This is a genomic window from Microcoleus sp. K1-B1, assembly GCF_036704705.1.
In the GTDB taxonomy this organism is placed as follows: Bacteria; Cyanobacteriota; Cyanobacteriia; order Cyanobacteriales; family Microcoleaceae; genus Microcoleus.
In genome coordinates, this window is sequence record NZ_JAUBSH010000053.1 from 19173 (window position 1) to 26029 (window position 6857).

Here is a 6857-nt window from a genome sequence, read left to right on the forward strand (position 1 = left end):
CCTTGATTGCGAATCTGGGTACTGCTGCTAGCAATCTGGGAACGGCGGACTTTGTATTTACAGGTACGATCGCCTCTTCTCCCACTGGTACGACTACGAGCTCCGGCAGCGTTGTCGATTTAATCACTAATCCCGGTACTTTCCCGACAAGCGGAGTTAACAACTTCGGTTCTGGTGTTGGCGGTTACAACTTCACCACTCCTGTCTTATTTACAGGAAGTGCGACAGCTAATAACGTCACCGGCACTGAGTTTGCTGACATCTTGAACGGCGGTTCTGGTGCCGACATTTTCGACGGCGGTTTAGGTAACGACAGCATCTCCGGTGGCGCTGGTAACGACAGTCTCTTCGGCGGTGGCGGTAGCGATACTCTCAACGGTGACGAGGGGAATGACACTTTAATCGGTGGTTTGGGAACCAATGTTCTCAACGGTGGTGCTGGTGCGGATCAGTTTATGTTCCTCGGAACTACTGCTGGCGGCGGGGATGTAATTACCAATTACAGCATTGCTGACGATCAAATTAGCATCTCCAACACTGGCTTTCAAATCGGAACCGGAGCTGCATTTGTGACTCAGAGTTTCTACGCTTACAGCAGCACAGTGTCTGATGTAACTGTGTTTGAAGCAAATTTAACCCAGCCGTCGTTCATTGCTCTCTACGACGGTTTGTCTACTAAACTGTATTACGATAGCAACGGTTCTACGGTTGGTGGTAACAGTTTGTTTGCCACTGTCGATGTCAATTTGGGACCGACCGGTAATACTGAATTGTTCTTGTTCTAAACGGCAAGAATCCTAATCGGGATATCGGTACGGTTAGGGACACGGCAAGCCGTGTTCCTACAATAAACAGGTAAGGACACAGTAATACTGTGTCCTTTTTTTTGGTAATTGTTAAACAATTTAGTCGCTCTTTTTTGGGTAGGGAAATGGCATTGCCAAGTCCTCTTTTGCGTTGTTGTCCAGGGTTAGAGTCGATCGCACTCGCGAGGGCAATTTCACCATCAAATCCGGTTGATTTTACCCGTTACCCGAAATCAGGACACGGCGCCGTGCTGTTTCCCTACAATTAATCGGGCCGTGGTTAAATTTCTATTCATTAATCCCTCTCCTGTGCAAGTACATCCCCTTTACTTTTCGATAGTAAATTGTCATAAATTTGATTTTAGCCAACAGCTTTTTTAACAATTAAGCGCAACAGCTAATGATAATTATTAATAAGCTTACGTTCAGAATTTATAATTTAATGGTAAGAGTGCAGCGGGCAATGCCCACCCTACAAATAAAGTCCTCGATTGTCCAAATCTAAAATCTATGAGTGCCCAATTCTGTACCCAAAATCCCTTGTCAGTCAGTTTCGCCGATGTGGAGGCGGCGGCAAATCGCTTGCAGGGCAGAGCTTTCAAGACGCCGGTGCTGACTTCGGAAACTTTCAACAAACGCACAAATTCTCAGGTATTTTTCAAGTGCGAAAACTTTCAGCGCACGGGTTCGTTTAAATTTCGGGGTGCTTGCAATGCTTTGATGCAGCTATCTGAAGCCGAAAAACAGCGGGGAGTGTTGACTTTTTCTTCGGGAAATCACGCGCAGGCGATCGCCCTTGCGGCACGGTTGCTAGAAATTCCTGCTACTGTTGTCATGCCTGCTGATGCGCCAAAAGTCAAGCAAGAAGCGACTCGCGGCTACGGTGCAGAGATTATTTTGTACGATCGCACTCAAGTTTCCCGCGAAGAGTTAGCCGCTAAAATTGGCGCAGAACGGAACTTGACAATTATTCCTCCTTATGATAATGCGTGGGTGATTGCGGGACAAGGTACGGCGGGGTTGGAATTAATCGCAGAAGTTGGGGAGTTGGATTTGCTGCTGGTTTGCTGCGGTGGCGGGGGTTTGCTTTCCGGGTGTGCGATCGCAGCAAAAACTTTGTCTCCCCAGTGTAAAGTAATAGGAGTAGAACCGGAGCAAGCAGACGATGCGACGCGATCGTTCCGCACGAAAACGCTGCAAACTGTTACTAACCCGGATACGATTGCTGATGGTGCGCGCACGCCATCTTTGGGAAAATTAACCTTTCCTTTGGTGCTGCATTATGTTGATGATATGGCAACTGTTTCAGAAGAGGCAATTCGCCAGACAATGTTTTTTATGTGGGAACGGATGAAGATAGTTGTCGAACCGACGGGAGTATTAGCAGCAGCAGCTTTGTTGTCAGGTGTTGTGAAGGCTAAAAATGCTCGAATTGGCGTGATTGTTAGTGGCGGAAATGTAGATTTGAGCGAAGTCTATCGACTTTTTCAGTGTAATTAAGTCTGCCACTTTGTTAGTTCGTCAGTCCGAAAGTCCGGCCGGGGTTTTAACCCCTGTCTAATAGCGAAAGTCCTCTAAAAATGACTGGAAAGCATTTTTTATTTTTATCTTTAGTCCACTGAAGTGGACTTGCTCTGTGAGACGGGGGTTAAAACCCCGGCGGACTTTCGGGCAAACGTCCAATATTCATATAAACGCAAAATATTAATATTGACAAATTTTACCAAAGTAAAGAGTGATCTGATAAAATGCTTTCACAACAAACTTCGATTTAATAGCACAATGTCTTCAGAAACAAACTCAGCGGCTCAATCTACAACTGGTGCAGATGCGATCGATGTTGCGATCGCCTCTGGAATCGACTTTGACGGCACTCCGATTCCGCAAGCAAAATTAGACCTCTACCAGCAAGTGATGGGATTAGAAGCCGGGAGACAGCGCAGTGGCGTGTCAAATACCATGCGATCGCGCATTGTCCGAATCGGTGTCAAACACATCGGACAAGAGGAACTCGATAAAATGCTGGTGGCGGCAAACTTTGCACCGCTGAAAGAGAAAGAAATCGCTTTTTATTACGGCGGTAAGTAAATAGCATTCATCTCACATCTTGCATCATAGTCAGCAACAGGCAAGATGCCTGTTCCACAAAGAGTGAATTTATGGTGGATGGTTTTTCTGAAAACTTTTTGTGGGGTGGGCATCTTGCCCGCCCAAAGAGTTAAGTTTTAATGCTAAAAAACTTACTTACTCTGGTTTCAAAGTGCGTTCCATCAGCGATAAAACAGCGTGTTCGGGAGTAATTTCCCCATTCAACAAGCGATAAACTTGACGAGAAACAGGAACTTCTATGCCGCGTTGATTAGCCAAATCAATCAACACATTTGTAGTATTAACCCCCTCAGCAGTGCTTTGCAATTCGTGCAAAATTTGCTCTAAAGATTTGCCTTCAGCCAATCCGAAACCAACCCGATAATTGCGCGATAAAGGACTGTTGCAAGTAGCGAGTAAATCTCCCAAACCAGACAAACCGTAAAAAGTTTCTGCGCGAGCTCCCAAACGAACTCCCACCCGAATCATTTCCGGCAAAGCGCGAGTCAGCAAAGCAGATTTAGCATTAGTTCCTAATTGTAAACCGTCGCAAACACCAGCGGCGATCGCAAATACATTTTTCAAAGTTCCACCTAACTCCGTCCCCAGCGGGTCTTCATTCACATAAACGCGAAAAATATCAGAACTGTAAATATTTTGCACTTGCTTGGCAGCAGCTAAATCCAAACTCGCCGCTACCGTTGCCGCCGGCAACCCCTGCTGAATTTCTTCCGAAAGATTGGGGCCAGAAAGTACCACAATTGAATTGTTAGGAAACGCATTTTGCCAAATTTGAGACGGAGTTCGCGTGCTCGCGGGATCTAAACCTTTGGTGACAGTAACTATAATTGTACTGGGACTTAACTCTAACGCAAGCAGTCGATCAACCGTTGCTCCAACTCCTTTCATCGAAACTGCAGAAACAACAACATCCGCACCCGTTATCACAGACTCTAGATTAACAGAACTGCGGCGCGACCACAAATTAACTCGATCGCCTTTTTTGCCTCCCAGACTTGCCAAGGCAGAACCCCAAGCACCTCCGCCTAATATTGTTAAGCTTGCCATAGAATTTAGTTTAATGAACTCAGATGTTACACCATTATCAAGAACGGGCTTCTAGCCCGTTCCACAAGAAGATTGAATTTTTTTGTGGAACAGGCCGAAAAGCCTGTTTCTGACATTAGTCCAAGAAGATTGAATTTTTTTGTGGAACAGGCCGAAAAGCCTGTTCCTGACATTAGTCCAAGATGTGAAATGAACAAAGAAACACAAACTCCCCTCCTACAAACGAGGCCGCAATCCATAATGACGGTAACGCCAATAATCTCGTAAAATGCGATCGTGATCGAAACATAATTCACGAGGAATCTGCCAAGATTCAAAAAATTGTAAACTTTTAGCATCGTCGGCGGCTTGAGGTTCGCCGGTTGCAGAAGCCAAGAATACAATACTAATAGTGTGTTGCCGCGCGTCGCGATTTGGGTCAGAATAAACGTAAAATTGCTCAATTAATTCTACATTCAAACTCGTTTCTTCTAAAGCTTCGCGTTTTGCCGCCGTTTCTACCGATTCCCCATAATCGACAAAGCCGCCGGGAATTGCCCAGCCGTAGGGAATATTGCGGCGTTCAATGAGTATGATCGGGCGATGGGGGCGATCGGCTAATTCGATGATAATATCTACTGTAGGAGCGGGATTTTTGTAAGTCATTTGCGAAGGAAGAAGGAAGGCACGAGACGGATTTTGACACGAATACACGGATTAATTTCAACTGGTTCGGAGTTCCTTCTTCCTGCTGAATTATGCTAAACCGCGAAGTGGTACGCGCTGCTTTTGCAAAACCTCTGCATACAGCTTTTCCAACTCAGTAATATTCTGACTGAGAGTGTATCGCTCCATCGCCCGTTGGCGTGCTTTTTGACCAAGCAGCATTCCCAACTCAGGATGATCGCAAAACAGCGGCAGCAAGGTTTGCAACTGACTTCGTACCCTCTGAGTGTTCAAAACTATCCCCGCGCCTTCCTCCAAGGCCTCGCCGTCAGCACCCGCATCGGTTGCCAAACAAGCTAAACCGCAGGCCATCGCTTCCAGCAGCGACAGCGACAGTCCCTCAACCAAAGAAGGCAAAATAAATACGTCAGCACCCCGCAGAATTTCGATCCGGCGTTCCTCCTCGGCAACAAATCCGAGCCACACAATGCCATCATCTTCGCCATAAAACAGTTGCAGCGAGGCCGCTAGGGGCCCGTCGCCTACGATCGCCAATACGTTCCTAGGGCCAAAATTGCACTGTTTCCAGGCCTTGAGCAGGGCTTCGACATTTTTCTCCTGGGCAATGCGGCCCTGGTAAACAAAAACTCGATCGGCCTTTAATTCCGACTTCAACCCCGAAGGGCCTGGAGAATATTTAACAGCATCCACGCCGTTGGGAATCACAGCCACCCGTTCCTGCGGCACTCCCAACTTCACCAATATGTCCCGCTGAATCTGAGAAAAAACGATCGTCGAGTCGTAGTTCGCCAAAAACGGAGCGTACAGTTGATACATCAGGTGTTGGGTTCCCGATGTCAAATTCCGCAATTTGCGATCAAACGGCGGGTGAAAAGTCGCCACCAGAGGCAAATTCAATTCTTGACAAATTTCCGGCAGCAGAAAATCTAGAGGTGAAAGCGTCAGGGAAGCGTGAACAACATCGGGTTTCAGCCGCCGCAGAGATTTCATCAGCACTGTGCGGGACTTGAGAGTGGGAATCGTATAAATTTGCGATTTGTAGTGACAGGGTAAAGAGACTTCGTTGCAACTCGCGGACGAAAGCGAATTGGTATATGAGGTTTGAGCAATTCCCTTTGCCCATGAACCATTTGCCATACTCCACCCCGTATTGTTCCTGTCCAGTGGGCCCGCTTCTTGGGCAAAGTGCAGGAAACTGACCTGGTATCCCCGGTCTAATAGTGCGTTGGTGACTTCCCTGGAGTAAGTGACGTTACCGCAAAAAGGTGATTTTTTTCCTAACCAAGCGATGTGCATTCCAGTAAATCAGAGTTTGTTATTTTATGGGAGTCGATCGACTTTGCTATTACTGCTACGGAGGCGTTGCTGAATACAGGTATGAATTCAAGATTTCGGAATTGCTAGAAGCCAAGTATGGTGAGTTTTGTAACTTCCGAGAAAAGTTGATTCATACCGTGAATCAGCAACGCCGGTTTCTATAATTGGCATATTTAGCCTTTCATACCGTAAATCAGCAACGCCGGAATTAATTCCCTGTCGGACTTTCTCAAAAAACCCGGTTTCTTCGCTACTTTTTCCAATTTGGAGTCACAGCTCATCCTTCGATTATGCAGCGCCAATCCTTGAGGTTATGGTTAGATAAAGAAATTGGTAACGGGAATAGAGCCAGCAGGAGGTAACGTCCCGGTGGTTGTTAATTTGATCACTAAATCGTTACTCGCCTGAAAACCAGCAGTAGCATCATTAATGACAAGGTAATTACCCGCAATCGAGGCATTTGTAGCCACAACTAAAGCAGCGCTATTAATTCCTAGAGCTTGGTTTCCGGCTAATCCTCCATTAGCATCGATAAACACTTGATTTACCAGAAGTTGTAAAGTGGTGGCAGTGCTATTATTGGCAGCACGGCTAAAGCTACTAGGGGCATTCATAGTGGCTCCACCTTGAGTCAACAAGTCGATTTTATCACTGCCGAGCGCAAAGTCGCTAACGCTATCCCTGGCGGATACAGAGGATTGTCCAAACTGGAAGAGGAAAGTATCTGCACCCGTACTACCCGTTAGAATATCTTGAGCGCCCCCCCCGTTGAGCCTATTATTAGCGGTGTTGCCGATGATTGTGTTGGCTAGAGTATTTCCGGTGCCGTTAATCGGTGCGCTGCCTCCTAAACGGAGGGTTTCAACGTTTGGACGTAAGGTGTGGGTCACGGTTGAGCGCACCTCGTCGGTT

Annotated in this window: 7 protein-coding genes; 3 read left to right on the forward strand and 4 right to left on the reverse strand. The window is 46.7% G+C overall.

Features of this window, described 5'->3' with window-relative positions; genetic code table 11:
- From QUA83_RS19010 to QUA83_RS19020, 3 genes are all read left to right on the forward strand, one after another.
- Positions 1 to 785, forward strand: a 785-nt coding sequence (locus QUA83_RS19010; RefSeq protein ID WP_333295095.1) for a calcium-binding protein, incomplete at its 5' end; no start/stop codon positions are given.
- A 531-nt stretch (positions 786 to 1316) separates the two neighbouring features.
- On the forward strand, positions 1317 to 2306 hold the full coding sequence (locus tag QUA83_RS19015) for a threo-3-hydroxy-L-aspartate ammonia-lyase (RefSeq protein ID WP_333295097.1): 990 nt from the start codon (positions 1317 to 1319) through the stop codon (positions 2304 to 2306).
- 282 nt (positions 2307 to 2588) lie between these two features.
- Positions 2589 to 2894, forward strand: coding sequence for a small RNA NsiR4-regulated ssr1528 family protein (locus QUA83_RS19020; RefSeq protein ID WP_190735614.1), 306 nt, complete (start codon positions 2589 to 2591; stop codon positions 2892 to 2894).
- Positions 2895 to 3050: 156 nt separating this feature from the next.
- Here the strand turns inward: QUA83_RS19020 and QUA83_RS19025 are convergent, their stop codons facing one another.
- The 4 genes from QUA83_RS19025 to QUA83_RS19040 form a co-directional block, all read right to left on the reverse strand.
- Positions 3051 to 3962, reverse strand: coding sequence for an NAD(P)H-dependent glycerol-3-phosphate dehydrogenase (locus QUA83_RS19025; protein ID WP_333295098.1), 912 nt, complete (start codon positions 3960 to 3962; stop codon positions 3051 to 3053).
- A 216-nt stretch (positions 3963 to 4178) separates the two neighbouring features.
- Entirely contained in the window at positions 4179 to 4607 is a 429-nt protein-coding gene (locus tag QUA83_RS19030) for an NUDIX hydrolase (RefSeq protein WP_333295099.1), read from the reverse strand.
- 90 nt (positions 4608 to 4697) lie between these two features.
- Entirely contained in the window at positions 4698 to 5924 is a 1227-nt protein-coding gene (locus QUA83_RS19035; RefSeq protein ID WP_333295100.1) for a glycosyltransferase family 4 protein, read from the reverse strand.
- A gap of 338 nt (positions 5925 to 6262) precedes the next feature.
- A partial coding sequence (locus QUA83_RS19040; RefSeq protein WP_333295102.1) for a bluetail domain-containing putative surface protein occupies positions 6263 to 6857 on the reverse strand: 595 nt, incomplete at its 5' end.